This window comes from Ectobacillus polymachus (assembly GCF_048159605.1).
Lineage (GTDB): Bacteria > Bacillota > Bacilli > Bacillales > Bacillaceae_G > Ectobacillus > Ectobacillus polymachus.
In genome coordinates, this window is sequence record NZ_JBLREB010000003.1 from 163,654 (window position 1) to 188,674 (window position 25,021).

The following is a 25,021-nucleotide window of genomic DNA, read 5'->3' on the forward strand; positions in this document are numbered from 1 at the left end:
TACATTAAACACCTGGTATAAATACATCTTCAAGACATGCAATTGCGATGAAAGCATTTAAATCTACAATAAGGCATTGAGAAGTTGCCGTGAATTCACAGACGCCCATGTTTTTTACCGTTTTTGTCAATATACGTAATACTGCACAACAATCTTCCACACTTTCTACGCGGTAGAAATGTGACGAATCCGTGTGACATTCAGCTGTTAAAAATTCTGCTTCAAATAATTCGCCTTCTTTCGTATATAAAGAGAATACTCGTGTGTTAGGCATTTGGCCACTCGTAGTTGCGCCAAGTACAGGATTTAGGCAATTTGTCGTGCAGACTGGATCGTTATTTACGTCTTGGATTTCGTTGATAAATTTTACAACGTCACATACGCAGCTAAGGTCAGAATGAGAATGATGTGTCATGATTTTCACTCCTTATCATTAAGTTTAGTTTACACTAATAAGATATTGAATTTGGTTTCATTCGGTTACTATACTTATCTAGCTTTTTGAGAAATGGGCATGGGCAAATAATGAATGCGGGATAAGCAAAGGATGTGAAGGAATGCTAGGAAATTGGTTTTTGCTTGTTATTTTCATATTTGCTTCGTTTCGATTAACACGATTGCTAGTCTACGACAAAATTACACGATTTCTGCGAGCTCCATTTATTGATGAGATGGAGGTGCTAGCGAAGGATGGGACAATCGAAACGTATACAAAAAGCAAAGGAACCGGCTTACAAAAATGGATAGGGGACTTGCTTAGCTGTTATTGGTGTACAGGAATGTGGACCACTACAGGGCTGCTATTATGTTATTATTTGATGCCAAAGTTGACGGAACCGTTACTACTTATTTTGGCAATTGCCGGAATGGCAGCCATCATCGAAATTATTGCCTCTAAATGGATGGAAGATTAAAATAAATGGAACATGCATTAAGGAAAAACCATATAGTGAAAAGAAGATATTTTGTATAAAAAGGTGGCGAGGAACATGTATAATCGTCCGCAAAAGGATATAACATTGCAGCAATGGTATCAAATGCAACAGCAGGGCTATGTAAAGAAGAAGGGCTGTAACTGTGGAGGTAAGAAAAAGAAAGTAAAACAAGATCAAGGGGAACAAGAAGGAAGATAAAAGCAGAGATCGTTTCTCTGCTTTTGTTTTAAAAGAATCCTATTTTTTCGGGCAAGCTTCCCTATTAGAAAAGAGAAGAAAAGAAGCGCGATGGATGGGTTGTCTTACCGCGGCGCGTCATCGGTACAGATACATATAGCATTTCTTGTGCTCTTGTCATTGCTACGTATGCAAGCCGTCTTTCTTCTTCAAGTGGCGCTATGTCCCCTTCTCGAAACGATTCTAATGCATAATCATGTGGAAGTGAGCCATCCACTCCTCCAAGCAGGTATACATACTTGTACTCTAATCCCTTTGCTCGGTGTATGGTCAGGAGTGACGCAGCGTCAGTGTATGTTTGGCTCAGCTTTTTCATTTCGTCATTCATTGCCATCATATGGTCTGCATGTGCGAGAAATTCGTCTAGTGTTTGGAACTTTCGAGCGATTACCTTCATGTCACGAAGATCATCTGAGCCTTTCTCCATCTGATTTCCTTCTCCGCCACGCTTTTTAATAAATTCAGAAAATCCCATGTCTTTTTCAATCATTTCAATAGCAGAAGACGGCGATACATTTCGAAGTTTTCGAAAAAACGGTACGATTCGCTGTAATTTTTTTTGCTGGAATGGCTTTACAGTAGATAGCTTTGCTAGTGCTGAGACAAGTGTACAATCCTCTAAAATGCTAATTCGTTTTAGCTCTTGTAAAACAGATTGCTTTAAAAAGAGAGCAGAAAGTAAATCCGCTATTGCAGAGGTATCTTCTTCATTTATGCTTAGCCGCATATAAGATAAGAGGTATCGCGCGATTCTACGCTTGTAAAACGATTCTGCATCTCGTTCTATCACAAATGGGATGGCAGATTGACAAAGTCGCTCAAACACTGCACGTGAAGCCGAATGTGTGCGGTATAAAATCGCAAAGGAAGAGGGATTTGCACCCTTTTCCATCTTTTCTTTCATATCGTTTACAATCATCGTCGCCTCTTCTTCTTCATCATATGGAAAGAAGAAGGCTGGCGGAGTTGGAAGATGAAATTGGGCGTTCATCATTTTCGGCCGTCGTTTCTTATTGCGAGTAATTACTTTATTTGCGGTCGCCACGATACTATGAGAGGAACGGTAATTTTCATGAAGCGTAATGACTGTTGCCTCTTTAAATTCATGATCAAAATGTAAAATAAACGATGGATCACTACCGCGAAACGAGTAAATGGACTGATCATCATCGCCTACTGCACAAATGTTGTTTGTTGGATGAGATAGGAGCTTCATAATTTCGTATTGCACTTTATTGATGTCTTGAAATTCGTCAATAAGAAAATATTGAAACCGCTGCTGATAACGACTGAGTAATTCTTTATTGGTTTGTAGCATGTCGTAGCAGCCGAGCAGCATATCATCGAAGTCAAACTGACCTTGCTCGCTTTTTTGTTCTTCATATCGCTTATATAAGTAAAGGACTTGTTCTTCCCATTCATTTTTTGGCGTGATGTGATCATAGGAGACGAGTGTATTTTTCCAATAACTAATTTGAGACATGCTTTGGTCGTAAGGAAATTCCTTCTCATCAAGACCAATTTCCGCTCCAGCAATCTTCAGTATTCGTTCGATTTGCCAGCTGTATTTTAGCAAGGCATTCGGCGACCAGCGTGTTGGATCGTAATGGAGCAGCATTTTATAAAAAATACTATGAAAGGTTCCCATTACGATAGAGCGCAGTGCTTGGGTAGAGACGCTGGAAAACCGCTGCAAGCGCGCCTTCATTTCCTTTGCCGCCTTTGATGTAAAGGTGACGAGCATGATCGACTTTGGATCAATTCCCATTTCTTTGATCATATAGGCAGTTCTTGCGGTCAGTACTCTTGTTTTGCCGCTGCCCGCTCCAGCTAAAATTAACAGTGGACCTTCCGTACAAGTTACTGCTGCATATTGAGAGGAATCGAGTGGAAACTGTTCCTCGTTTAATACATGATATGTAAGTGACTTATTTGTCGTTGTAAACTGCGGAATATTTGTTACAGGTTGCATGATTTTCCAGAAGGAAGACTTCTTCTCCTGGATGGTACGTGATTTCGGAAGACGGAAGCCACCCAATTCGATAGAAGAGCTAGTAGCAGCAATCTCTTGCTGACTATCAGCAAAAATGGCAGTCTTACAGGCAGGTGCAGAAGAAATATGATAAAAATGAGGCTGCTTTGCAATCCCTAAATATAATTTCACAGGCTTGTGACATGACGGACACGTTACTTCATGTTTAAGACTTGCCTCATACAATCTTTGGAATAGCTCGCGCGGGTATGTATGCAAATGAATGGTAGTATCCTGATAAAGTGCAACGTCCAATGCACGAGTCTCCTTTCTTACTAAACTAAAATTAAGGTACATTTCATATTATCATAGCCAGACAAAAAAAACGAGGTGACGAAACAGTGTATAAACTGTTTTGTCACCTTTTAATCGGAATCTATTTATCTAAAGTAGATAATTCTTTCGTCATCAAAACGTGAGGAATATCTGCTTCTAAAAATACATCAGATTTCGTTTCATAGCCAAGTTTTTTATAAAATTCTTCTGCATGTGTTTGCGCATGAAGCTTTACTTTTTGCAGTCCTTCTTTTGCTGCAAGATTCTCAAGCTTCTCCATGATGAGACGGCCTGCACCCTTTCCTCGTTCAGAGGAAAGGATGCAAATACGTTCTAATTTTCCATAATCATCAAGAATACGGAAGCGGCCCGTTCCAACTGGAACTCCTTTGTCATATAAAACGACATGCGTTGCAATTGAGTCAAATTCATCGTATTCTTCCTCAGCTGTTACTTTTTGCTCATTGACAAATACAAGCTTGCGAATAGCAAATGCCTGCTGCATTTGTTCCTTGGTTTCTACTACTCGTATATTCAATGCCTTTAGTCCTTTCCTAAATGAAATGTTTCATATACAGTCCAAGCGCCATCATCTAGTTGATACATAAGATGAAAGAGGTCAATTGTTTGCTCATATTGAAATTGCTTCATCTTTAATCTTCCAAGAACATCGGCATGTTCTTGGTTTGTTAAGTCTTGTGCAACGGTAATGTGCGGAACAAACGAATATTCTTGTTTTTGTGTAAAATAGCCACTGTACATGTTGTCATGCAAAGTCTGAAGCTCGGAATTTGGCTCAATTTTCAAGTAAAGAACGTTAGTAATGGGATAGAATGTACTAATTTTGGTTACTTGTATCGGAAATGGTTGGATGCCTGCTGCAATCTTCTTAAGCTGTTCCGCAATGTCTGTTACTTCTGTCTCAGAAGCATCAAATGCACGCTTAATTGTAATATGAGGCGGAATAAGTGCATAGTTCGTATCATATCGTTTACGAAGATTGTTTGCTCGATCTTGTATTTCTTTAGATGGGAAAATAACAATACCTAATTTCATACTTTCGGCCTCCTTGTTTTTAGCTATGGATGCTGTAAGATTGATTTATCCCGCTTTAACGGGCAGTAAGACCCCCACTTCAAGGCTTAGAGAAAACTGAAAAGGCTAAGTGGGGGACAACTGCCCGTAAAAGTCCGAATTGGGTGGGCTAACCCTGGGTGGGGGATGAGAAAAACCCCCACCGAGGGAAGTTTCACTGTATCTTAGTATAGCAAACGATAGACTTGCTATGTTGGAATTTTCAAAAAATAGCAGAGGAATCCTTTTCTTTATCAGATAATATCCGATGCTCAAGTACATATCGCATATTATATTTCTAAAACTTACTTGTAATTACATATTTTACTATAAACAATAAAAAAAGAAAATAAAAATAGCGTTATGTAGATATCGGACTAAGCCAAGAGGATCATTTGGGGGAGTTTCTATCCTTTTTATGTACCCGTAAGCAGTAGTTGAATATTGTAAGAGAGCTCATAGGAGCCACCATGGGTGAAACTAGCGGGGATGCAAATAATAGGTGGCATCCTAGTTTTCGTCGCCTGTGTTCTTTTTCATGCTAAAGGTAAAAGAAGTGTCTACAAAGAGGTTTCTGAAGGAATATTATTATTTATTAGTGGTTATATAGCTAGCAATGGTAACAACGCAAAGATCACGAAATTGTCCATCTTCTGTTGTTACGATTATAATTGTTCTTCCAGCTTTTTTTGCCTTTAAGTGAATATAGTTATTATGTAGTTCGGTTTCAACGATATCTTCATTCGTGATTGCCCAATTTAAACTGAGTTCGGTAGCATGACTAGGAAGAATCTCTACAAGGAGATCTGTTGTTTGACCGATCTTTAATTTTACTTTCGCTTTATTAAAATGAACTCCAATTACCGGAACGATGTTAGCAGCGAGCATAAGTTGTGGTTTTTCAAGTGAAGATGAATGAGAAATGGATGAAGGAAAAGGTATAATATTGCCACAGCTTTTAAATTCTTTATGTCTCAAAATCAAGAAAATTCCCCTCCTTTTTGTGTAGTATGACTATCATACATAAGCAGTGTTACATTTCATTTAACTATAAGTGAAGATAATATTAAGATTTGTGAAAAAAAGAGAGGAATATCAGTATAATTGTCGAATGAGTTTTAGATAGCAGGTTTTACACCAATAAAAAAATTTTTTAAATCCTAATTGACGTATTCAGAATAATGTAATACAATCATGGCAATTACTTAATTATTGCACTTTAGATTTGAATGGAAAATCGAAGGCAATCGTATATAAGCGTTGATGAAGAAGAGTACATGTTTTCGTCATTTCAGAGAGCTGATGGTTGGTGCAAATCAGTATGTACGTGATGTGGAATGGGCTTCGGAGCTTCCAAACCGAACTTACAGTAGGCTTTGGCGAATGGTCTCATCGTTACAAGGAGACACGTATTCTAGTATGGATACGGAAAGTGAGTTACGAACGTAACTAACGAAGGTGGTACCACGGGGTTTCCTCGTCCTTTATGGATGAGGGCCCCTTTTGTTTTGGGAAAAAAGAATACAGCAAATCGTTGAGTAAGAAGAGTATGTATAGTAGCGATGCTTCAGAGAGCTGGGGAAAGGTGAGAGCCCAGTGCAGAGCAGTATACAGAATGGGCTTACGAGAGGTATTCCGAACATTCGAGTAGGCTTACCCGGGCTTTCCGCCGTTACAAAGGATAGGGTATCATGTTGTACCCGAAAAGAGGAATTTGCCATTGGCAAATTCAACGTGAGGTGGCACCGCGGTAGAAATATCGTCCTCTGCATTTATGCAGAGGACTTTTTTTATGCAATTTTACGAGAGAGGATGAGATGACAGATGATAACGAAAGAGCAATTCGAAGCGATGCAAAAGGAGAAATCGTTATTTTATATCATCGAAGAGATGGAAGGAGACGATGTAACACCGGTGTTGCTATACAGCCGGCTAGAAGGAACGGAGAAATTTTTGTTTGAAAGCTCGCTTATTCATGAAGAGAAAGGACGCTATTCCTTTCTTGGCAGCAATCCTTATGCGGAAGTAAAAAGCAGAGGCAAGCATGTAACAATTGTTACCGAACATGGAACAGAACACAGAGAGCAAAAGGTGCTAGATGTTGCATTGGAGCTTCTTTCTTTCGCTGAAATAGAAAGCCCGTTCCCATTTGCTGGAGGAGCAATTGGTTATATCGGCTACGATGTGATCAGGCAATACGAAATACTTGGGGAGATAAATGCAGATCAGCAGGGTATGCCAGAGGCGCACCTATTGTTCTATAAAACGTTTGTTGTGTTTGATCATAAATTTCAAAAAGTAAGCATTGTCTATGTTTATCGTGAGGATGATCGATTGTCCTATGAAGAAATACACCGAGTTATCGAGAGGATAAAGAAGCAGTTGTTCATACCAGCTCCAATTGCAGCAATAGAAACAGGGCTAGAGGGACATTTTACATCGAATGTGACCCAGCAGCAGTTTCAAGAAATGGTAGAAAAAGCGAAGGAATATATTCAAGCAGGAGATATATTTCAGGTCGTGCTATCGCAGCGTCTTCAAACGTCCTTTGAAGGTAATCCCTTTGGATTGTATCGAAGACTTCGTGTTACCAATCCATCACCGTATATGTTTTACGTAGATTTTGGTTCATATGTTGTGCTCGGCTCCTCGCCAGAAAGTCTTCTTTCTGTAAAGGGAAGAAAAGTAACGACGAATCCGATCGCTGGAACAAGACCACGCGGGGCAACAAAAGAAGAGGATAACAGCATAGCAAAGGAATTACTAGGTGATGAAAAAGAGAAGGCGGAACACTTGATGCTCGTTGATCTTGGTAGAAATGATGTCGGGTATGTAAGCGAATTTGGATCCGTCGAGGTAGAAAAGTTTATGGAGATTGAACGATACTCGCATGTTATGCACATCGTGTCAGAAGTAACAGGAACGCTTCGAGAGAATGTTACGTGCTTAGATGCATTGAAGAAATGCTTGCCGGCTGGAACGGTATCAGGAGCACCGAAAATACGAGCAATGACGATAATTGATGAACTCGAATCTGTAAAACGTGGTGTGTATTCCGGAACAGTTGGCTACATTTCCTTTAATGGGGATATGGATATGGCACTGGCTATTCGGACGATGGTAGTAAAGGATCAGAAAGCATATATTCAAGCAGGAGCAGGGATTGTGTATGATTCGAATCCCGAAAATGAGTATCATGAAACATTAAATAAAGCAAAAGCTTTATTGGAGGTGCTGAAATGATCTTATTACTTGATAATTATGATTCCTTTACGTATAACCTGTATCAGCTCATCGGACTTTGTGATCCTGACATTACCGTTGTACGCAATGACAAAATTACGATTGAAGAAATAGAGAAGCTGAATCCGGCAGCCATTATTATTTCACCAGGACCTGGACGGCCGGAGCAAGCAGGTATTTGTGAGGATGTTATTAAGAAATTTTATCGAAATATTCCGATTCTTGGTATTTGTCTTGGCCATCAAGCGATTGTTCATACATTTGGCGGAGAAGTGGTGAGGGCAAAACATGTGAAGCATGGAAAAACGTCGCTTCTTCGCCATACGGGTACATCCATATTTGAATACGTAAGGCAGCCGCTCAGAGCAATGCGCTATCATTCGCTTGTAGCGAAACGTGAGACGTTGCCGGAAGTATTTGAAGTACTCGCAACAGCTATGGATGACAATGAAATTATGGCAATTAAACATCATTATTATCCGCTATTTGGCTTGCAGTTTCATCCAGAATCGATTGCATCAGATGAAGGAAAACGATTGATAGAACAATTTTTAGCTTATACAGCAGATGGTTCACTTTTATCCATAGGGAAATTTCACAAGTAAAAAGGGGGAGAAATCATGAATGAATGTTTACGTAAATTGATTGAGCAAACCGATTTAAGTGAGAAGGATACGTATGAAGTAGGGTTAGCTATGCTTGACGGAATAGTAGCGGATACAGAAATTGCTGCATTTCTAGTTGGATTGAAAGCCAAAGGGGAAACGGCGGATGAAATTTATGGTCTTGTAAAGGCACTTCGGGAAAAGGCGCTTCCGTTTTCTAAAACGATTACCGGAGCCATGGATAATTGTGGAACAGGTGGAGACGGGGCACAAACATTTAACATTAGTACAACAACAGCATTTGTTCTAGCTGGCGCTGGCGTGAAGGTCGCAAAGCATGGCAACCGTGCTGTATCGAGTAAAACGGGAAGCGCAGATGTTTTGGAAAGATTAGGTGTAAACATTACCTGTCCACCAAAGCAGGTGGAGCAGCTTCTTGAAACGGTCGGCATTTCGTTTCTATTTGCACCAGCGGTTCATCCTAACTTAAAACGCATCATGAAGGTCCGTAAAGAGCTTAACATTCCAACGATTTTTAATTTTATCGGACCTCTTACAAATCCAGTAGATTTGGAAACGCAGCTCGTTGGCATTTATAAACGAGATATGCTTGTTCCAATCGCAGATGTTCTTCGAAAAATCGGAAGAAAACGAGCTGTCGTTGTGAACGGAAATGGCTTTCTCGATGAGGCTTCGTTGCAAGGGGAAAATTACATTGCCTTTCTTCACGATGGTGTGATTGAAGAAATGATTGTACATCCAGAAGAACTTGGTTTACAGCCTGCAGACAACAGTAAAATACGTGGCGGACTGCCAGCGGAAAATGCAAGGATTACAAAAGAGGTGCTAGAAGGTAAATATGGTGTCTATCGTGATACGGTACTATTAAATGCAGCACTCGCTCTATTTGCAAATGGTAAAGCGGACAGCATACAAGATGGTATAGAGATTGCGAAAGAAAGCATCGACTCCGGTAAGGCATTAGCAAAATTACAGCTACTAGCGATTGAAAGCAATAAAACAGCAGAGGGAGTGAAATAAATGATGACCATTTTAGATACAATTGTTGCACAGAAACGATTGGAAGTAGAGGAGCTGCGCCAAAGCGGATTTGGAGACGAAACAATACGGACACACCCTTCCTTAGTAGAAAAGCTAAAAAACAAGAATATGACCATTATTTCTGAAATTAAACGGGCATCACCGTCAAAGGGGGATTTAAGTATACATGTTGATGTCCAGCAGCAGGCGAAATCCTATGAACAATTTGGTGCCGGTGCAATTTCTATCTTAACGGATTCGATGTTTTTCAAAGGATCGTTTCAAGATTTAACGAATGCACGAAAGGTAGTGAACGTGCCGCTATTATGCAAGGATTTCATGATTGATGAGCTGCAATTGCAGCGGGCAAATAGCGCTGGTGCAGATATTATTTTACTCATTGTAGCAGCGCTATCGCCAAAGCGATTGCAAGAGTTATATGACTATGCGAAAGCATTAGGTTTAGAGGCCATTGTAGAAATCCATAACGAAGAGGAGCTACAAACGGCCCTTCAGATTCATCCTGAAATCATCGGGATAAACAATCGAAATTTAAAAACATTTAAGGTGGATTTACAAACAACCGAGAAGCTTGCGAGTCAAGTGAAGGAAGCTGGCATTCTTCTTATTAGTGAAAGCGGCATCCACTCGCGTGCTGACGTTCTTCGCGTGAAAGAAGCAGGTGCAAACGGCATTCTCGTTGGAGAAGCACTGATGAAGGCAGGTTCCCTTGCAGATATGTTTGGAGTGCTCGGCGTATGAAGGTAAAGATATGCGGGATTCAAAACATAGAAACAGCTAAGGCTGCCTGCGAATACGGAGTTGATGCACTTGGTTTCGTATTTGCACGAAGTAAACGACAAGTTACACCTGAAAAAGCACGAGATATTAGTAAGAGGCTACCGAACTCTGTGTTAAAAGTAGGCGTCTTTGTCAATGAATCGGTGGCAGCAGTGGAAGAATTAGCTGCATTTTGTAACCTTGACTACGTTCAATTACACGGTGATGAGGATGAGGAGTACTTGCAAAAGCTGCATATTCCAGCCATTCAAGCGTTTGGTGTCAGCTCAGAGCAGGAGGTAGAACAGGCCTTTGCAAGTCATGCTCCTTACATTTTACTAGATAGTCCAAAAGGGAAATATCGAGGTGGAAACGGTACGTCTTTTCCTTGGGAGCTTCTTCGTTCGCTTTCGTCTAAGCAGCGGCAGCGCTTGATTATAGCCGGTGGACTGAGCGAAGAAAACGTGCTGGAAGCCATCCGTATTACAGCGCCTTTCATGGTTGATGCAAGCAGCAGTCTAGAAACAAATGGAAAAAAGGACGTTGAAAAGATACAGAAATTTATTAAAAAAGTGAAGGAGTGTTAATATGATTACTTACAATTATCCAGATGAATTCGGTCATTACGGACAATATGGCGGACGGTATGTTCCTGAAACACTTATGCAATCTGTCCTAGAGCTTGAGGAAGCTTATAAGGAAGCAATGCAGGACAACGATTTTCATAAGAAAGTGAACTATTATCTAGAGCAGTATGTAGGACGAAAAACACCGCTTTATTTTGCAGAGAATATGACCAAAATACTTGGCGGAGCAAAGATCTATTTAAAGCGAGAAGATCTGAATCATACAGGCGCGCACAAGATTAATAACACCATTGGTCAAGCCCTCCTAGCAGTAAGAATGGGAAAGAAGAAAATTATAGCGGAAACAGGTGCAGGTCAGCACGGCGTCGCTACTGCAACTGTATGTGCCTTACTTGGTCTTGAATGTGTTATTTTCATGGGAGAGGAAGATATTCGCCGCCAACGTCTAAACGTGTTTCGCATGCAGCTGCTTGGCGCGAAGGTAGAGAGCGTATCTTCTGGTAATGGAACGCTAAAGGATGCAGTAAATGAAGCGCTTCGTTATTGGGTTACACATGTACAAGATACCCATTATATTATGGGCTCTGTACTTGGGCCACATCCATTTCCGCAAATCGTACGTGATTTTCAAAGTGTAATTGGCAAGGAAACGAAGGAACAATATGCAGCAGTGGAAGGGAAATTACCAGATGCTATTGTTGCATGCGTAGGTGGTGGAAGCAATGCAATGGGGATGTTCTATCCGTTCATTCAAGATGAAGAAGTAAAGCTATACGGTGTAGAAGCTGCTGGTCTAGGTGTGGATACAAAGGAGCATGCCGCAACGATTACGAAGGGATCTGTTGGTATTCTTCATGGCAGTATGATGTATTTGCTGCAAAATGAGGATGGTCAAGTACAAGAGCCTTATTCAATCTCAGCCGGTCTTGATTATCCAGGAGTAGGACCAGAGCATAGTCTCCTTCATGATAGAAAACGCGTCACATACCAATCCGTTACAGACAAGGAAGCTCTTGAGGCGTTTCAATTTCTATCTCAAAAAGAAGGAATTATTCCAGCACTCGAAAGCTCGCATGCAGTTGCTTATGCAATGAAGCTTGCACCTACGATGAAGAAAGAGGAAGGACTTGTTATTTGTCTATCAGGCCGTGGTGATAAAGATGTCGAAAGCGTAAAAGAATATTTAGGAGGGGAATAATTATGGGAGAACAAAACATTGAACGTGCATTTTTACAGATAAAGGAACGCGGTGATAAAGCATTCGTTCCATATATTATGGCAGGAGACGGTGGTTTTACGAAGCTGCAAGAGAATATTACATTTCTTGATAAAGCAGGAGCTACACTTGTCGAAATCGGCATTCCTTTTTCGGATCCGGTTGCAGATGGTCCGACCATTCAACGAGCTGGAAAACGGGCATTAGACGGAGGAACCACGTTAGATGGAATTTTTAGAGCACTGCGAGAAGTAAGACCATCTGTAATGTTGCCGTTCGTTCTTATGACCTATATGAATCCTATTTTTGCATATGGAATCGAGCGCTTTGTGACAAGCTGCGTGGAAGCAGGCGTAGATGGCCTTATCGTACCAGACCTTCCCTATGAGGAAAAAGGAATATTGACGAAGGCTATGCAAGGTAAGCTAGCTCTAATCCCGCTTGTAACGTTAACGAGTCCGCTTGCGAGAATAGAAAAGATCGTGAAAGAAGGGCAAGGCTTCATTTATGCTGTAACGGTTACAGGCGTAACCGGAGCACGTAGAGAATTTCAAGAAAGCTTATTTGCGTATTTAAAGCAAGTGAAGGAATTGAGTTCTCTCCCTGTTCTTGCTGGATTTGGAATTTCATCGATAGATCAAATTAAATTAATGGATGATGTAACAGATGGGGTAGTGATAGGGAGCCGAATTATTGAGCTACTAGAACAAGAGAAATACAATGAAATTGAGACACTTATTAACGCAACAAAGCATGTCATGTAGAGTGCTAGAACAAGAAAAGGAGACTTATGTTTAACATGAGTCTCCTTTTGGATGAAAAGGCGGAGCAAGTACAACTGTGTTTCTGCTTTTTTGTTTGGCCGCATAAAGTGCCTGATCGGCATGGCCTATAAAGGCATTTGGTGAGTCTTGTTCAGTTGGTATAATCAGAGCAATTCCGATGCTTACGGTAACATACTGGTGGGTACGAGAGGCACGATGCGGAATTTGCAGGGATTCAATAGCTTGTCTAATCTCTTCTCCAGCCTGCAAAGCTGTAGCCTCATTTGTATGAGGTAAAAGCATAATAAACTCCTCACCACCGTAGCGGGCAACTGTTCCGCCAATGGCTTGGCTTGACGTTTGTAATGCCTGTGCAACTTGCTGTAGACAAACATCACCTTGTACGTGTCCATACGTATCGTTATATCGTTTGAAATGATCGATATCAAGAAGGATAGCTGCTAACGCTGTATGTGCTGTCATGCAAACTTTCCAGTAATAATTTATGCTTGTTACAAATGCCCTACGATTGCCAATACCGGTTAGTTCATCTAAAGAGGACATTTCGTTTGCTTGCCTTAGCTTGCTTTTTATTGCTACGATTTCTGAAATATCATGTGTGACAGAGAGCAATTCAATAATTTCACCTTGTTCGTTGTGAATACTACGAACGGAAGATTCCACCCATTTGTATGATTGATCTTGACAAAGTATACGATAGCGAACGGTAAGTACGTTGGAAGTAGAAACAATCTTTCGCAGTACGTTTTCCACAGATAAGGAATCGACTGGATGGACAAAATGAAAGATGGATTTTGCTACAATTTGCTCCGGTTCATAGCCTAATAGCTTTTTGCAAATCGGCGATACATAGATATATTCTCCTGTAATGGTATGTTTAGAAACGATATCATTGGAATATTCAGCGAGCAGGAAAAAGGTATCGTTTGCTTTCTTTTCGATACGTTTTGTTTCGGAAATATCAACAATTTGCGAAATAAAATAAAGTGGTTTACCAAGAGTATTCTTCACAATGGCAGTACTTAATAACGCCCAAATAATATGACCGTTTTTATGATAGTATCGCTTTGTTATTTGATAGGTTTCTATTTTTCCTTCTAGAACTTGCCCTACATAGAACGTATCCATTTCAAGATCATCTTCATGTGTAATCTCCTGAAAGGTTTTCTTTATTAATTCGTCTTCATTGTATCCAAGCATTGTATATAAAGCCGGATTTGCCTTTAGCCATGTTCCATCTAAATCGACTAGCGCCATACCAATTGGCGCATATGTAAACGCAGTATAAAATAAGTTTTCGTTAGGCGTGTTTTCGCTCAACTATTTCACCTCAGTGTAGCTCTTTGAATATATAAATTTAGATTTAATGATATAACATAATCCTATCTTATTATGTACATCATGTGTATAAAAAGTGCAACCTATCTCTCTATTTTTTAGTACAATAATGAAAAGGTAATAAAAATGGGTAAGCTTGCAGCTTTCATACGAAATGATAGAATATGATGTCGGTTTTATAGAAATCAGTAGGGGGTATTATTCTGAATTATTTTTATATATTACTTTTTTTATATAATGTACAGACTAGTATTCCTGTGTTTCCATTGATGATATGGGTTTATATCTTACTTTTCATATTTATTGTTGTTGTTTGTAATAAGATACCTTATTCATCCATCTTAGGTAATAGGTATGATAAAGTAACGAAGCTTCCGAATCGCTATGGGTTAGAGAAGATGATAGCTAGGACTAGGAATGAGGAGAGTGTTGCTTTACTTATTATTCATGTGAAGAGAATGCAATATGTCAACATACAGCAAGGTTTTACGATTGGAGACGAACTGCTGTCTATGGTAGCAGAAAGGCTACAGAAACAAATGAACGAAAAAGGCTATTTTTCATGGCTCTCAGGAGATCGGTTTGCATATTTGTTAAAGGATATACAGGAACGAAAAGAGGTTGAACTTGCCATTGAACAGATTCATAGCAGTTTAAAACAACCATTCTTTGTTCAAAACCAATCCTTTTCTCTTTCTTGTAGTATTGGAGCTGCATTATCTACCTATAAGGAACATGGCAAAAGCCTACAGCATGCAGAGCTTGCACTTATGTACGCAGAAAAAACGGGACGGACGAACAGTTTCTATGAGATATCTATGGAGAAAGAATTCGCCCATCAAATTCAGCTTGCAATGGAATTAGAGCGGGCTGTTACAAAGCAGGAATTTGTACTCTATTATCAGCCTCAGATAAACACACGTACGAAAACATTGAGTGGTATGGAAGCTTTAATAAGGTGGAATCATCCTGAAAAAGGAATTCTATCTCCCGCTACCTTTATTCCTACAGCTGAAGAAACAGGTCTTATTATACCGATAGGGAAATGGGTATTGTATGAAGCATGTCGACAAAGCGCCGAATGGAAACGGGAAGGATACAATGTCGGCAGATTGGGTGTAAACGTCTCGTTTGTGCAATTTGTACAGGATGACTTTATCGAGATCGTTCAGGATGTTCTCAAACAAACCGGTCTAAATCCTAAGGATTTAGAGCTTGAATTAACAGAATCGATAAGTATAGAGAAAGATGTCCATACAATCGAGAAACTAAAGAAGTTATATCAAATAGGAGTACGCGTTAGCATAGATGATTTTGGAACAGGAAATTCGAATTTGCAATATTTGCAGCAATATGAGGTCCATACAATAAAAATCGCGCCGCAATTTGTATCCGAATTAGCAGCCTGCCACCGCAATAAATGGATTATTTTCGCCATCACTTTCTTAGCAGAACAATGCAATGTGAAATTAATTGCAGAAGGTGTAGAAACGGTTGAGCAGCTTTCTTTTTTAAACTCCCTAAACTGTACACACGTACAAGGCTATTATTTTAGTCCTCCTCTTCCTTCCTATGAGTTTGTCTCATTTGTTGGAAATATGTAAGTTGTCCTTCAACTGTATGTAAATGGAACGAATAGTCAGAATAGAATCATAGGTAGGAAGCTCGTATTTTCAAAAAGGAGAATACGAGTTTATTTTATATAAACTGTAATAATACTGTTTATATAAAAATAAATCTGTTATACAATAGTTGGTAAAGGGATGTTGCATGAATATAGGGGGATGGTAGGGGTATGGAAGTGTTACTAGCAATTATGCCAATTCTAAGTATTTTTTTCTTTCTATTTATATTGCGTCAAACGAGTTTACGAGCTTCCTTTTTTTCGTATATCGTTTCGCTTCTCATTGTACTTTTGTTTTCACCGTTTCATCTACAGCCTGGCCAAATTATGCATGCAACGATAAAAGGAGCGCTCATCTGTTTTATTGTCGGATACGTATTGTTTTTTGGCATTTTATTATTTCATCTCATGAATAAGATGGGCAGCATAAGCAGTATAGCTACTTTCGTTTCACATGCAACGGGGGATCGATTATTGCAGACATTGCTTCTTTGCTTTGGCCTTTGTCCGCTTATCGAATCTGCAAGCGGATTTGGAATTGGATTTATGATTGCTGCGCCGATCTTTCTTGCACTAGGCTATCCTCCGATGAAGTCTGCCATCCTCTCCTTTATCGGGCTATTAGCGAGTTCATGGGGGGCGCTTGCAACGGGTACCATTATTGGAACACAAATTATTAATATGGATTTAGCGAAAATGGGGGCAGGGACAGCGTTATTGAGTACACCGGTTTTTGCATACTTCATTGTCGCAGCACTCGTTATTGTAGGTGGATGGTCGGCAGTAGCAGAGAAGTGGAAAGAGAGCGTCGTATTCTTTCTTCTATTCTCCTCGACGATATACCTATTTAGCAAATTTGTAAGTGTTGAGCTTGCCGGAATACTAGGCCCAATTGTCACTACAAGTTACGGGTTTTGGTTAGCAAGACGTTCTAGGGTGAATAAGGAAGTCTATGAAATGCAAGCGGCTTCATTAGAAGGAGAGAAGGATTCGATTGTCAAAATCTTAAGTCCCTACTTGTTTTTAACCGTATGTATTCTTCTTTCTCGTCTCATTCCACCATTGCAGCATGTATTTCAAGACAATGCTGTACTTGATTTGCCAGCATACTCTTATCGGCTTGCGCTGTTGTATTCACCAGGGTTTTGGCTTGCAATGACCTGCATCTTTACTATTTTTCTACTCCGCATTCCATTTCGAATTGTAAAGGAATCCTTGCTTCAAACGAGCAAACAGTGGATTACATTTGCGCTGACTACGACAATGTTTATATCCGTTTCTGAGTTGATGGGAGCTGCTGGTATGCATTCCCTGCTAGCCCAAGTTGCCGGGAATTTTTTCGGACATTTCTTCATTGCTGTTGCTCCCTTGATTGGAGCAATAGGTGGATTTCTAACAGGGAGTAATGCCGGTTCCAATGCGATGTTCATGAAGCTGCAAATGCAAACAGCACAGCATATCGGGCTGCCGTGGGAATATATTACGATGGGGCAAAATGCGAGCTCATCGGTCGCAACGATTGCAAGTCCATCACGCATTACACTTGGCGCATATATTTGCGGTATTCCGTTCCGTGAAAATGAATTACTACGGAAGACAACCTTGTTAATTGGGGGCACCATTGTTCTGATTATTGCCGAAATGGTCGTATGGAGCTTATTTTGGTAAGTGAGTGTTAAATTTTAAGAATGTTCTTCGCTCTTCTACCATAGAATGTAGAAATGGAGATTAAGTTGTCGATTTGTGACGATTCCGTTACAATATATAGTAATAGAGGTAAAGGAGAGCGCATGGTGGAAAACAAAAAACTAATTGTTTATTACACAGTGTTCAATATTTTATGGTTTTTGTTTGTATACGTGCTAGAGGCTGCCTCGGCTATTCAAAATATTTGGTTATTTAGTAGAATTACCAATTTGATATATTTTATTATTTCATGCAGCTTTATTTACTATTTACTAGTGAGACAAAATCGGTTAGAAGGGATACATAAAGAAGAACAACGGCTTAGTGCTCTTATCCATTCAATGGTAGATTTTGTTGTTTTTAAGGATGCTCACGGAGGATGGCTGCAAACGAATGAAATCGGCCTTCGTTTATTTCAACTTGAGAATGTAGATTACCGAGGAAAAACGGATTCGGAGTTATGTACATACACCCCGTTTTACAGGGATGTTTTAACCTATTGTGAGCTTTCTGATGAAAAAACTTGGCAGACGCGAAAAAACACACGTTACGAGGAAATGATTCCAAATCTTAACGGGGAATTGAAAACGTTTGATGTGATTAAAGTTCCATTGTTTCACAGTAACGGAGCAAGAAAGGCACTCATTGTAATTGGCCGTGATATTACGGAACGAAAAATTGCAGAGAAAAAGCTTATGGAAAGCGAGCAACGCTATAAATCCTTGTTTAAATATAATCCCAATGTTGTCTATATGGTTGATTTACACGGAATTATTACAGACTTAAGCCCTTATTTTGAAGAGGTTACGGGCTATAAAACAGAAGAATTTATCGGGAAATCAATTTTGCGAATCATTGATGAAGAGCATCGTGAACAGGCGATTGAAGTGTTTAAACATGTGTTAAAAAGTGAGGAAGGAACCACGAATCATGAAATGCAGCTCTTACACAAGGATGGTTCGAAACGGATTTTAAATTGTACAACGGTTCCAATGATTGTAGAAAATCAAATGGTAGGTGTGATCGGCTATGGTCAAGATGTAACGAAATGGAAACAGACCGAGGAACGATTACGCCGGTCGGAAATGCTTTCTACCATTGGTGAACTTGCAGCTGGCGTAGCTCATGAAATACGCAATCCTCTTACAGCATTACGTGGCTTTGTGCAGCTCCTTCGTCGTAATGATACGAACTCCACTCGTTATTATGATATTATGCTTGATGAGTTAGATCGCATTAACAACATTGTCAGTGAGCTTCTCGTATTAGCAAAACCGCAAAAATTATCGTTTGAAAAGGACGATATTCGATCGTTGTTTAAGGATGTTATGTCATTGCTCGAAACACAGGCAAACTTTCATGGTGTGAAGATGACACTTTATGAGGAAGAACAGATTCCTCTTATTGATTGTGAAAGAAATCAACTTAAACAGCTGTTTATTAATCTAATTAAAAATTCATTTGAAGCAAATGCTTCACATGTACACGTGGAGCTTAAGAAAAAGGGTGATGACCATCTTGTAGTTACTATTAGGGATAATGGTTGTGGAATTCCTGAAGATCGCCTAAAGCATTTAGGTGAACCGTTCTTCTCCTACAAAGAGAAGGGAACCGGTCTAGGATTGACCGTCAGCTATCGCATTATTGAACTGCATAAAGGAAGCATCATGTTTGACAGTAAAGTAGGGGAAGGAACATCTGTTAGAGTTACACTTCCTATCTCAAACAAGCAGAGTCTTGAAAAAATAGGATAAAAAATGGAAATAATCACTTTACAAAATAATTCCATTTACTCTATAATAGGATTTGTAAGAAAATTATTCCAAAAGGAGGTCGATGAAAATGAAAACAACATCAATGTGTTGTGTAGCAATTTTATTTTTAAACGAATCGACCAAATGGCGGGAGTGCTGAAATTGCACAAATCCTTTTAAAATTACGCCGTAGGGACGATTCGTTGCCTGCGGCTTTTTCATGTCTAAACCGCAGGTACTTACATGTCCCTGCGGTTTTTTTGTGCAATTTTCAGGAAATACAGTGAAAAAGGGAGGTGGGACTATGCGATTACAACTGCTTATTTTTACGATCACGATTGAGAAACGAGAACGTAAGATTGAAGAATACCAGTACGATCAATATGTAAAGCAGAAGATGGATGAACTAAAAGATCGTTACCTATTCTTCAATCTGTAAAGAATTGAATAAATCGAAAAGAAAGGAGAGATAAGATGAACAGAATACGAATGATGTGTCGTTTAGCAACAGTATGGATTATAGAGGTAGATTCTGGATAGTAAAAGAAGAAACGGCAAACCACAGGTCAATTGACCCTGTGGTTTGTTCTTTTATAGGAAATTTTTTAATAACGCAGTCGTAATAAAAGAGGTTTTATATCTTTATCGTTCATTAACTGTTCCTCATATTTTGATGCGATTTTTGCTAATGCGACATCATGATAGAAAAATTCAGAAAAAAATTTAACAAATGGCTTCGATTTGGTGATCATCGCCTGCCATGAATTATTATCAGCACCGACAAATAAAATAGTATTATCATCAATAATCATTAAGCGATACTTTTCTAAGCTCCGATGTTCTTCAATTGGAGATATAGTATATAGGGTGGATAGCCCTGTTTTTTCTTGTAAATCTCCGACAATGAGTGCCTCTACCTTGACACCGGTTTGTTCCTTTTCCATTAATAATGGTAAATAATGATAGAATTCTTCTTTCCATAAAGAAATTTGAATCGAATGCTTTGCTTCTAGTAGAAGTTGTTTACTTTCGAGCTGGATAGAAGAATCATCCTTTAAATTCCACACACGATCATCAATCACTATTTTTTTAAATGTATTGTTTTTCAAATGATTGATATTTGCCTGAAATTCTTTGGTTAACTTATTTATAACAAGTTTTAAAGGTAAGACAGTATAGAGTTTTTTCTTTTCTGATACAGAGTTTAGAACGATTCCTTTTTCAATCATTCGAGAAAGTACTTCATATACCTTTGCTTTTGGAACTCCGGAATATTTTACAATAAGTGTAGCATCGAGCGGCTCCTCGCACGATGAAAGAACCTCGTATACTTTGCTTTCGTTTTGTGAAAACCCAAACTTTTGTAGCATAATTTTAACCTCTTTTATAAAAAATAAATATTCAAAAAATTACCTTTTTTATTCATTTCACAGTATAGATTTATCATATTTGATTATTAATGTTTTGTAAATTTTTTTTCTCTTGTTCCACAAACACACCCGATTGCTTTACACGTTGCAATTAATATTGATGAGTGAATAGTAGATTTTCTCCTTTTATATCTTGTTTTATTGCTCTTTCTGCACTTTAATAGGTGCTAATTCTCGTTCAGTAGGGAGTTTATTATTAGCTTTATAACAACAATTCTTCAATTTTGTGAACAAGTCTATCTCCACTTTACACATTAGGTTATTACTGATATAGTAACCATATAATTAATATATGGATATAACTTTTATAGCTGTTATACCATAAATTATATAAATTTTTATAGAAGGAAGATGAGAAAGTCATTTACCGCGCATTCTTTATGTGAAATGTTTCACTGAATTGTAAGCGTTGACAAAACTGGTGTATATCTGGATAATGTTCTGGATAAAGTTAATTAAGGCAGCCCTACTTATTAATTAGTTGCTGCAGGGACAAGGATGCAACCATATAGTTTGCTAAAGAATTTGGATAACTAGTAATGGATGGTAAGTACATCAGCAAAATACTTCTATTAAAATTTAGGAGGAAATCATATGAGAATGGTTGACATTATTGAAAAAAAGCGTAATGGGTTTGAATTAACCAAAGAGGAAATTCAATTTTTAATAAAAGGATTTACAAAGGGTGACATCCCTGACTATCAAATGTCTGCATTTTCCATGGCAGTATTTTTCAAAGGGATGACAAAAGAAGAACGCGTCAATTTGACTGAAGCGATGGTTCAATCCGGCGACCAAATTGATCTCTCTGCTATTGAAGGAATAAAAGTAGATAAACATAGTACAGGAGGTGTCGGTGATACAACGACTCTTGTATTGGCACCGCTTGTTGCTTCTCTTGGGGTACCTGTCGCTAAAATGTCAGGAAGAGGCCTTGGACATACCGGTGGAACCATTGACAAATTGGAATCCGTCAAAGGATTTCATGTCGAAATTACAAATGACGAGTTTATCAATTTAGTGAATACGAATAAAATTGCGGTGATAGGTCAAAGTGCAAATTTAACACCAGCAGATAAAAAGTTGTACGCATTAAGGGATGTAACTGCAACAGTTGATTCTATTCCGCTTATTGCCAGCTCGATCATGTGTAAGAAAATTGCAGCAGGTGCAGATGCGATTGTTCTTGATGTTAAAACCGGCAACGGGGCTTTCATGAAAAAACTCGATGATGCGAAAGAATTAGCACATGCTATGGTTGACATCGGAAATGGCGTTGGACGCAAAACAAAAGCAATTATCTCAGATATGAACCAGCCGCTTGGATTTGCAGTAGGAAACGCTTTAGAAGTGAAAGAAGCCATTGACACGCTCCAAGGACACGGACCTGAAGATTTACATGAACTTTGTTTAACACTAGGAAGTCATATGCTTGTTTCAGCAGAAAAAGCAGCTAATTTGGATCAAGCCCGTGAAATGTTAGAAGAATCAATGAGAAATGGTAAAGCAATTCAAACATTTAAAACATTCCTTGCTGCCCAAGGCGGAGATGCTTCTGTTGTTGATGATCCTTCTAGGCTTCCGGTAGCTGCATATAAGATTGAAGTTCCAGCAAAAACTACAGGCTACGTTGCTGAAATACAAGCAGAGGAGATTGGAATCGCTGCTATGATGCTAGGAGCTGGACGGGTTACAAAAGAATCTGTAATCGATTTAGCTGTAGGCGTAATGCTTCATAAGAAAGTTGGCGATTACGTGCAAGCTGGAGATACTCTGGTAACGATTCATAGCAATCAAGAAAATGTTGCAGAAGTTATCGAAAAAATTTATTCCGCTTATACACTTGTTCAGGAAAAAGTATCGAAACCAACACTAATTTATACTGAAATTCATTAATTTGGAGGAATAATAACATGTCCGTAAATTTAGCTAAAATGATTGATCATACATTATTAAAAGCAAATGCCACAAAGGCTGAAGTAATGAAATTGCTTGAAGAAGCAAAAAAATATCAGTTTGCCTCAGTTTGTATCAATCCAACTTGGGTCAAAACAGCTGCAGAATATCTTCATGATACACCGGAGGTAAAAGTCTGTACTGTCATTGGTTTCCCGCTCGGAGCAACGACACCAGAAGTAAAAGCATTTGAAACGAAAGATGCGATTGAAAATGGTGCAGATGAAGTAGATATGGTTATCAATATCGGTGCATTAAAGGATCAACAGTATGATTTGGTTGAAAAAGATATTAAAGCAGTAGTAGATGCAGCGAAAGGCAAAGCCTTGGTAAAAGTCATTATTGAAACATGCTTGTTAACAGATGAAGAAAAAGTAAAAGTCTGCCAGTTAGCCGTTTCAGCTGGAACCGACTTTGTGAAAACATCAACTGGATTTTCTACTGGCGGTGCGACGGTCGAAGATGTCGCATTAATGAGAAAAACTGTCGGTCCAGAAATAGGTGTAAAAGCTTCTGGAGGCGTTAGAAGCTTAGAAGATGCAGAAGCAGTGGTCAAAGCAGGTGCCAATCGAATTGGGGCAAGTTCAGGTGTGAAAATCATCAACGGGCAAACTTCATCATCTTCTTATTAATAAAAAGCAGGAGGCTGGCCAGCTAGGTCAGCCAAAATGCTTTATATTATTTTAATAAAAATTATGAAAGGAGAATGAATGATGGATATTCAAACATTAATTGCTCAAGCAATCGAAGCTAGAAAACAAGCTTATGCTCCCTATTCAAACTTTCAAGTCGGCGCAGCAATCTTAACAAAAAATAACGAAGTCTTTCTTGGGTGTAATATCGAAAATGCCTCCTATGGGTTAACCAACTGTGCAGAAAGAACGGCTATCTTTAAGGCAGTTTCTGAAGGAGAAAAAGAAATAAAAGCAATTGTTATTGTTGGTGATACAGATGATCCTATTTCACCTTGTGGAGCCTGCCGCCAAGTAATGGCTGAATTTTGTGATGAAAACACAAAAATAATTTTAACGAATTTAAAAGGTGATAGTGTCGAAACAACCATTAATGAACTGCTCCCTGGTTTCTTTTCTTCAAAGGATTTAAAAAAATAAGTTTTATAAATTGAAAGCGAATACAATGGCGAATTTAAAAATTTTTGATTACAACATGTGGAGGAGACAACGATGAAATACATTATTGCCATTATCGGATTACTTGTTGTTTTTGGACTAGCTTACTTAGCAAGCAATAATCGTAAAGGTATTAAACTAAAACCAATTATTCTTATGGTCATTATTCAATTAATATTATCAAGTATATTATTAAATACAACATTTGGTTTAGTATTGATTCAAGGATTTGCCGGAGTGTTTAGTAAATTATTAGATTATGCAGGTAGTGGGGTAAACTTTGTGTTTGGAGGACTCTTGAATAAAGGAGATTACTCGTTCTTCCTCGGGGTCCTACTTCCAATTATATTTATTTCTGTGTTAATAGGTATATTTCAATATTTGAAGATCCTTCCGTTTTTAATGAAAGGTATTGGTTTCTTGCTAAGTAAAGTGAATGGAATGGGGAAATTGGAGTCTTACAATGCTGTGGCTTCCGCAATGGTTGGTCAGTCTGAAGTATTTATTACAGTGAAAAAGCAACTCGGTCAGTTGCCTCCAAATCGCTTATACACATTGTGTGCATCAGCGATGTCAACGGTATCGATGTCGATTGTCGGTGCTTATATGACCATGATTGAACCAAAATATGTAGTTACCGCACTTGTCATTAACTTATTTGGCGGATTTATCATCAGTTCCATTATTAATCCATACACGGTCGAAGCAAGTGAGGATATTCTTGAAATCAAGGAAGAAAAACAAAGCTTTTTTGAAATGCTAGGGGAATATATTATAGATGGATTTAAAGTAGCAGTCATTGTTGGTGCAATGTTAGTTGGATTTGTGGCATTAATGGCAGCCATTAATGATATTTTTACTTTACTTTTCCATATTTCATTCCAACAGATTTTAGGATATATCTTTGCGCCTGTTGCATTTATTATGGGTATCCCATTTTCAGAGGCTGTACAAGCAGGTGGTATTATGGCCACTAAGCTTGTAACAAATGAGTTTGTAGCGATGATGGATTTATCAAAAATAGCTCATACGTTTACTCCTCGTACATTAGGTATTATTTCAGTCTTCCTAGTATCATTTGCCAACTTCTCATCTATTGGCATTATTGCTGGAGCAGTAAAAAGCCTAAATGAGAAAAAAGGAAACGTTGTTGCCAAATTTGGTTTAAAACTATTATATGGAGCAACTTTAGTTAGTGTATTAACTGCAGTAATTGTAAGCATTGTATTATAATTAGAAAAAAGCAAATAGGAGGGGAAATGTTGTGAGAAAAGCTTTTCACAACTAACGAT

General features: G+C 38.7%; 24 protein-coding genes and 2 other annotated features. Of the genes, 17 read left to right on the forward strand and 7 right to left on the reverse strand.

The genetic code is table 11. The annotated features are described in order from the left end of the window. Positions 1-4: 4 nt before the first annotated feature. Positions 5-415 carry a CotY/CotZ family spore coat protein gene (locus ACM5BR_RS14800; protein ID WP_416828774.1) on the reverse strand — a complete coding sequence of 137 codons (411 nt, stop codon included), beginning with the start codon at positions 413-415 and terminating at the stop codon, positions 5-7. A 142-nt stretch (positions 416-557) separates the two neighbouring features. On the opposite strand from ACM5BR_RS14800, the gene ACM5BR_RS14805 reads away from it, so the two are divergent. Continuing rightward, entirely contained in the window at positions 558-914 is a 357-nt protein-coding gene (locus tag ACM5BR_RS14805) for a DUF1360 domain-containing protein (RefSeq protein ID WP_416828775.1), read from the forward strand. 75 nt (positions 915-989) lie between these two features. Continuing rightward, entirely contained in the window at positions 990-1,133 is a 144-nt protein-coding gene (locus ACM5BR_RS14810) for a hypothetical protein (protein ID WP_416828776.1), read from the forward strand. 64 nt (positions 1,134-1,197) lie between these two features. Here the strand turns inward: ACM5BR_RS14810 and ACM5BR_RS14815 are convergent, their stop codons facing one another. From ACM5BR_RS14815 to ACM5BR_RS14830, 4 genes are all read right to left on the reverse strand, one after another. Further along, positions 1,198-3,459: a UvrD-helicase domain-containing protein gene (locus tag ACM5BR_RS14815; protein WP_416828777.1), complete on the reverse strand. Its 2,262-nt coding sequence runs from the start codon at positions 3,457-3,459 to the stop codon at positions 1,198-1,200. Positions 3,460-3,580: 121 nt separating this feature from the next. Next, complete coding sequence (locus ACM5BR_RS14820; RefSeq protein WP_416828778.1) at positions 3,581-4,018, reverse strand: GNAT family N-acetyltransferase; 438 nt, start codon at positions 4,016-4,018, stop codon at positions 3,581-3,583. Positions 4,019-4,023: 5 nt separating this feature from the next. Beyond that, complete coding sequence (locus tag ACM5BR_RS14825; protein WP_416828779.1) at positions 4,024-4,536, reverse strand: YjcG family protein; 513 nt, start codon at positions 4,534-4,536, stop codon at positions 4,024-4,026. Between the two features lie 606 nt (positions 4,537-5,142). After that, a complete protein-coding gene (locus tag ACM5BR_RS14830; protein WP_416828780.1) occupies positions 5,143-5,538 on the reverse strand; it encodes an Ig-like domain-containing protein in 396 nt (131 codons plus the stop codon). Positions 5,539-5,805: 267 nt separating this feature from the next. Beyond that, positions 5,806-6,042 (forward strand) — a binding site (T-box leader). 37 nt (positions 6,043-6,079) lie between these two features. Then, positions 6,080-6,324, forward strand: a binding site (T-box leader). A gap of 54 nt (positions 6,325-6,378) precedes the next feature. Between ACM5BR_RS14830 and trpE the strand changes: the two genes are divergently transcribed. Genes trpE through trpA form a run of 7 tightly spaced genes read left to right on the forward strand, consistent with a single transcriptional unit; the run spans position 6,379 to position 12,790 of the window. Next, on the forward strand, positions 6,379-7,797 hold the full coding sequence (gene trpE / locus ACM5BR_RS14835) for an anthranilate synthase component I (RefSeq protein WP_416828781.1): 1,419 nt from the start codon (positions 6,379-6,381) through the stop codon (positions 7,795-7,797). Further along, positions 7,794-8,402 (forward strand): anthranilate synthase component II, encoded by a 609-nt coding sequence (locus tag ACM5BR_RS14840; protein ID WP_416828782.1) that lies wholly within the window; start codon positions 7,794-7,796, stop codon positions 8,400-8,402. Before trpE ends, ACM5BR_RS14840 begins: the two co-directional genes overlap by 4 nt. A 15-nt stretch (positions 8,403-8,417) precedes the next feature. After that, complete coding sequence (gene trpD, locus ACM5BR_RS14845) at positions 8,418-9,443, forward strand: anthranilate phosphoribosyltransferase (RefSeq protein WP_416828783.1); 1,026 nt, start codon at positions 8,418-8,420, stop codon at positions 9,441-9,443. Beyond that, positions 9,444-10,205, forward strand: coding sequence for an indole-3-glycerol phosphate synthase TrpC (gene trpC, locus ACM5BR_RS14850; RefSeq protein ID WP_416828784.1), 762 nt, complete (start codon positions 9,444-9,446; stop codon positions 10,203-10,205). It abuts the gene before it with no gap. Next, positions 10,202-10,810, forward strand: coding sequence for a phosphoribosylanthranilate isomerase (locus tag ACM5BR_RS14855; protein WP_416828785.1), 609 nt, complete (start codon positions 10,202-10,204; stop codon positions 10,808-10,810). Before trpC ends, ACM5BR_RS14855 begins: the two co-directional genes overlap by 4 nt. A 4-nt stretch (positions 10,811-10,814) precedes the next feature. After that, positions 10,815-12,008, forward strand: coding sequence for a tryptophan synthase subunit beta (gene trpB / locus ACM5BR_RS14860; RefSeq protein WP_416828852.1), 1,194 nt, complete (start codon positions 10,815-10,817; stop codon positions 12,006-12,008). Between the two features lie 2 nt (positions 12,009-12,010). Beyond that, positions 12,011-12,790, forward strand: a complete 780-nt coding sequence (gene trpA, locus ACM5BR_RS14865) for a tryptophan synthase subunit alpha (RefSeq protein WP_416828786.1) — start codon at positions 12,011-12,013, stop codon at positions 12,788-12,790. Between the two features lie 30 nt (positions 12,791-12,820). On the opposite strand, the gene ACM5BR_RS14870 is transcribed toward trpA, so the two are convergent. Beyond that, the gene (locus tag ACM5BR_RS14870; protein ID WP_416828787.1) at positions 12,821-14,131 is read right to left on the reverse strand and encodes a sensor domain-containing diguanylate cyclase; all 1,311 of its coding nucleotides are present in this window, start codon (positions 14,129-14,131) and stop codon (positions 12,821-12,823) included. Between the two features lie 287 nt (positions 14,132-14,418). On the opposite strand from ACM5BR_RS14870, the gene ACM5BR_RS14875 reads away from it, so the two are divergent. The 4 genes from ACM5BR_RS14875 (at position 14,419) to ACM5BR_RS14890 (ending at position 19,652) form a co-directional block, all read left to right on the forward strand. Further along, the gene (locus ACM5BR_RS14875; protein WP_416828788.1) at positions 14,419-15,753 is read left to right on the forward strand and encodes a putative bifunctional diguanylate cyclase/phosphodiesterase; all 1,335 of its coding nucleotides are present in this window, start codon (positions 14,419-14,421) and stop codon (positions 15,751-15,753) included. A gap of 191 nt (positions 15,754-15,944) precedes the next feature. Beyond that, positions 15,945-17,441, forward strand: a complete 1,497-nt coding sequence (locus ACM5BR_RS14880) for an L-lactate permease (RefSeq protein ID WP_416828789.1) — start codon at positions 15,945-15,947, stop codon at positions 17,439-17,441. Positions 17,442-17,563: 122 nt separating this feature from the next. Next, positions 17,564-19,213, forward strand: a complete 1,650-nt coding sequence (locus ACM5BR_RS14885; protein WP_416828853.1) for a PAS domain-containing sensor histidine kinase — start codon at positions 17,564-17,566, stop codon at positions 19,211-19,213. A 304-nt stretch (positions 19,214-19,517) separates the two neighbouring features. Continuing rightward, complete coding sequence (locus tag ACM5BR_RS14890; protein WP_416828790.1) at positions 19,518-19,652, forward strand: YrzI family small protein; 135 nt, start codon at positions 19,518-19,520, stop codon at positions 19,650-19,652. Between the two features lie 166 nt (positions 19,653-19,818). Here ACM5BR_RS14890 and ACM5BR_RS14895 read toward each other — a convergent pair whose 3' ends face one another. Continuing rightward, a complete protein-coding gene (locus tag ACM5BR_RS14895) occupies positions 19,819-20,583 on the reverse strand; it encodes a TrmB family transcriptional regulator (RefSeq protein ID WP_416828791.1) in 765 nt (254 codons plus the stop codon). 654 nt (positions 20,584-21,237) lie between these two features. Here ACM5BR_RS14895 and ACM5BR_RS14900 point away from each other — a divergent pair. From ACM5BR_RS14900 to ACM5BR_RS14915, 4 genes are all read left to right on the forward strand, one after another. Continuing rightward, the gene (locus ACM5BR_RS14900) at positions 21,238-22,539 is read left to right on the forward strand and encodes a pyrimidine-nucleoside phosphorylase (RefSeq protein ID WP_416828792.1); all 1,302 of its coding nucleotides are present in this window, start codon (positions 21,238-21,240) and stop codon (positions 22,537-22,539) included. A 17-nt stretch (positions 22,540-22,556) separates the two neighbouring features. Then, a complete protein-coding gene (deoC, locus tag ACM5BR_RS14905; protein ID WP_416828793.1) occupies positions 22,557-23,231 on the forward strand; it encodes a deoxyribose-phosphate aldolase in 675 nt (224 codons plus the stop codon). A gap of 81 nt (positions 23,232-23,312) precedes the next feature. Then, positions 23,313-23,711 carry a cytidine deaminase gene (locus ACM5BR_RS14910; protein ID WP_416828794.1) on the forward strand — a complete coding sequence of 133 codons (399 nt, stop codon included), beginning with the start codon at positions 23,313-23,315 and terminating at the stop codon, positions 23,709-23,711. Positions 23,712-23,783: 72 nt separating this feature from the next. Continuing rightward, complete coding sequence (locus ACM5BR_RS14915; RefSeq protein WP_416828795.1) at positions 23,784-24,962, forward strand: NupC/NupG family nucleoside CNT transporter; 1,179 nt, start codon at positions 23,784-23,786, stop codon at positions 24,960-24,962. Positions 24,963-25,021: the final 59 nt, after the last annotated feature.

Excerpts from the sequence above, each read along its gene's own strand:
- ACM5BR_RS14805 (WP_416828775.1), top strand. The coding sequence starts at position 558 with ATGCTAGGAAATTGGTTTTTGCTTGTTATTTTCATATTTGCTTCGTTT.
- ACM5BR_RS14880 (WP_416828789.1), top strand. The coding sequence starts at position 15,945 with ATGGAAGTGTTACTAGCAATTATGCCAATTCTAAGTATTTTTTTCTTT.
- ACM5BR_RS14855 (WP_416828785.1), top strand. The coding sequence starts at position 10,202 with ATGAAGGTAAAGATATGCGGGATTCAAAACATAGAAACAGCTAAGGCT.
- ACM5BR_RS14890 (WP_416828790.1), top strand. The coding sequence starts at position 19,518 with ATGCGATTACAACTGCTTATTTTTACGATCACGATTGAGAAACGAGAA.
- trpC (WP_416828784.1), top strand. The coding sequence starts at position 9,444 with ATGATGACCATTTTAGATACAATTGTTGCACAGAAACGATTGGAAGTA.
- deoC (WP_416828793.1), top strand. The coding sequence starts at position 22,557 with ATGTCCGTAAATTTAGCTAAAATGATTGATCATACATTATTAAAAGCA.
- ACM5BR_RS14885 (WP_416828853.1), top strand. The coding sequence starts at position 17,564 with ATGGTGGAAAACAAAAAACTAATTGTTTATTACACAGTGTTCAATATT.
- ACM5BR_RS14895 (WP_416828791.1), bottom strand. The coding sequence starts at position 20,583 with ATGCTACAAAAGTTTGGGTTTTCACAAAACGAAAGCAAAGTATACGAG.
- ACM5BR_RS14810 (WP_416828776.1), top strand. The coding sequence starts at position 990 with ATGTATAATCGTCCGCAAAAGGATATAACATTGCAGCAATGGTATCAA.
- ACM5BR_RS14915 (WP_416828795.1), top strand. The coding sequence starts at position 23,784 with ATGAAATACATTATTGCCATTATCGGATTACTTGTTGTTTTTGGACTA.
- ACM5BR_RS14800 (WP_416828774.1), bottom strand. The coding sequence starts at position 415 with ATGACACATCATTCTCATTCTGACCTTAGCTGCGTATGTGACGTTGTA.
- trpA (WP_416828786.1), top strand. The coding sequence starts at position 12,011 with ATGGGAGAACAAAACATTGAACGTGCATTTTTACAGATAAAGGAACGC.
- ACM5BR_RS14900 (WP_416828792.1), top strand. The coding sequence starts at position 21,238 with ATGAGAATGGTTGACATTATTGAAAAAAAGCGTAATGGGTTTGAATTA.
- trpD (WP_416828783.1), top strand. The coding sequence starts at position 8,418 with ATGAATGAATGTTTACGTAAATTGATTGAGCAAACCGATTTAAGTGAG.
- ACM5BR_RS14840 (WP_416828782.1), top strand. The coding sequence starts at position 7,794 with ATGATCTTATTACTTGATAATTATGATTCCTTTACGTATAACCTGTAT.
- ACM5BR_RS14875 (WP_416828788.1), top strand. The coding sequence starts at position 14,419 with ATGATATGGGTTTATATCTTACTTTTCATATTTATTGTTGTTGTTTGT.
- trpE (WP_416828781.1), top strand. The coding sequence starts at position 6,379 with ATGATAACGAAAGAGCAATTCGAAGCGATGCAAAAGGAGAAATCGTTA.
- ACM5BR_RS14910 (WP_416828794.1), top strand. The coding sequence starts at position 23,313 with ATGGATATTCAAACATTAATTGCTCAAGCAATCGAAGCTAGAAAACAA.
- ACM5BR_RS14825 (WP_416828779.1), bottom strand. The coding sequence starts at position 4,536 with ATGAAATTAGGTATTGTTATTTTCCCATCTAAAGAAATACAAGATCGA.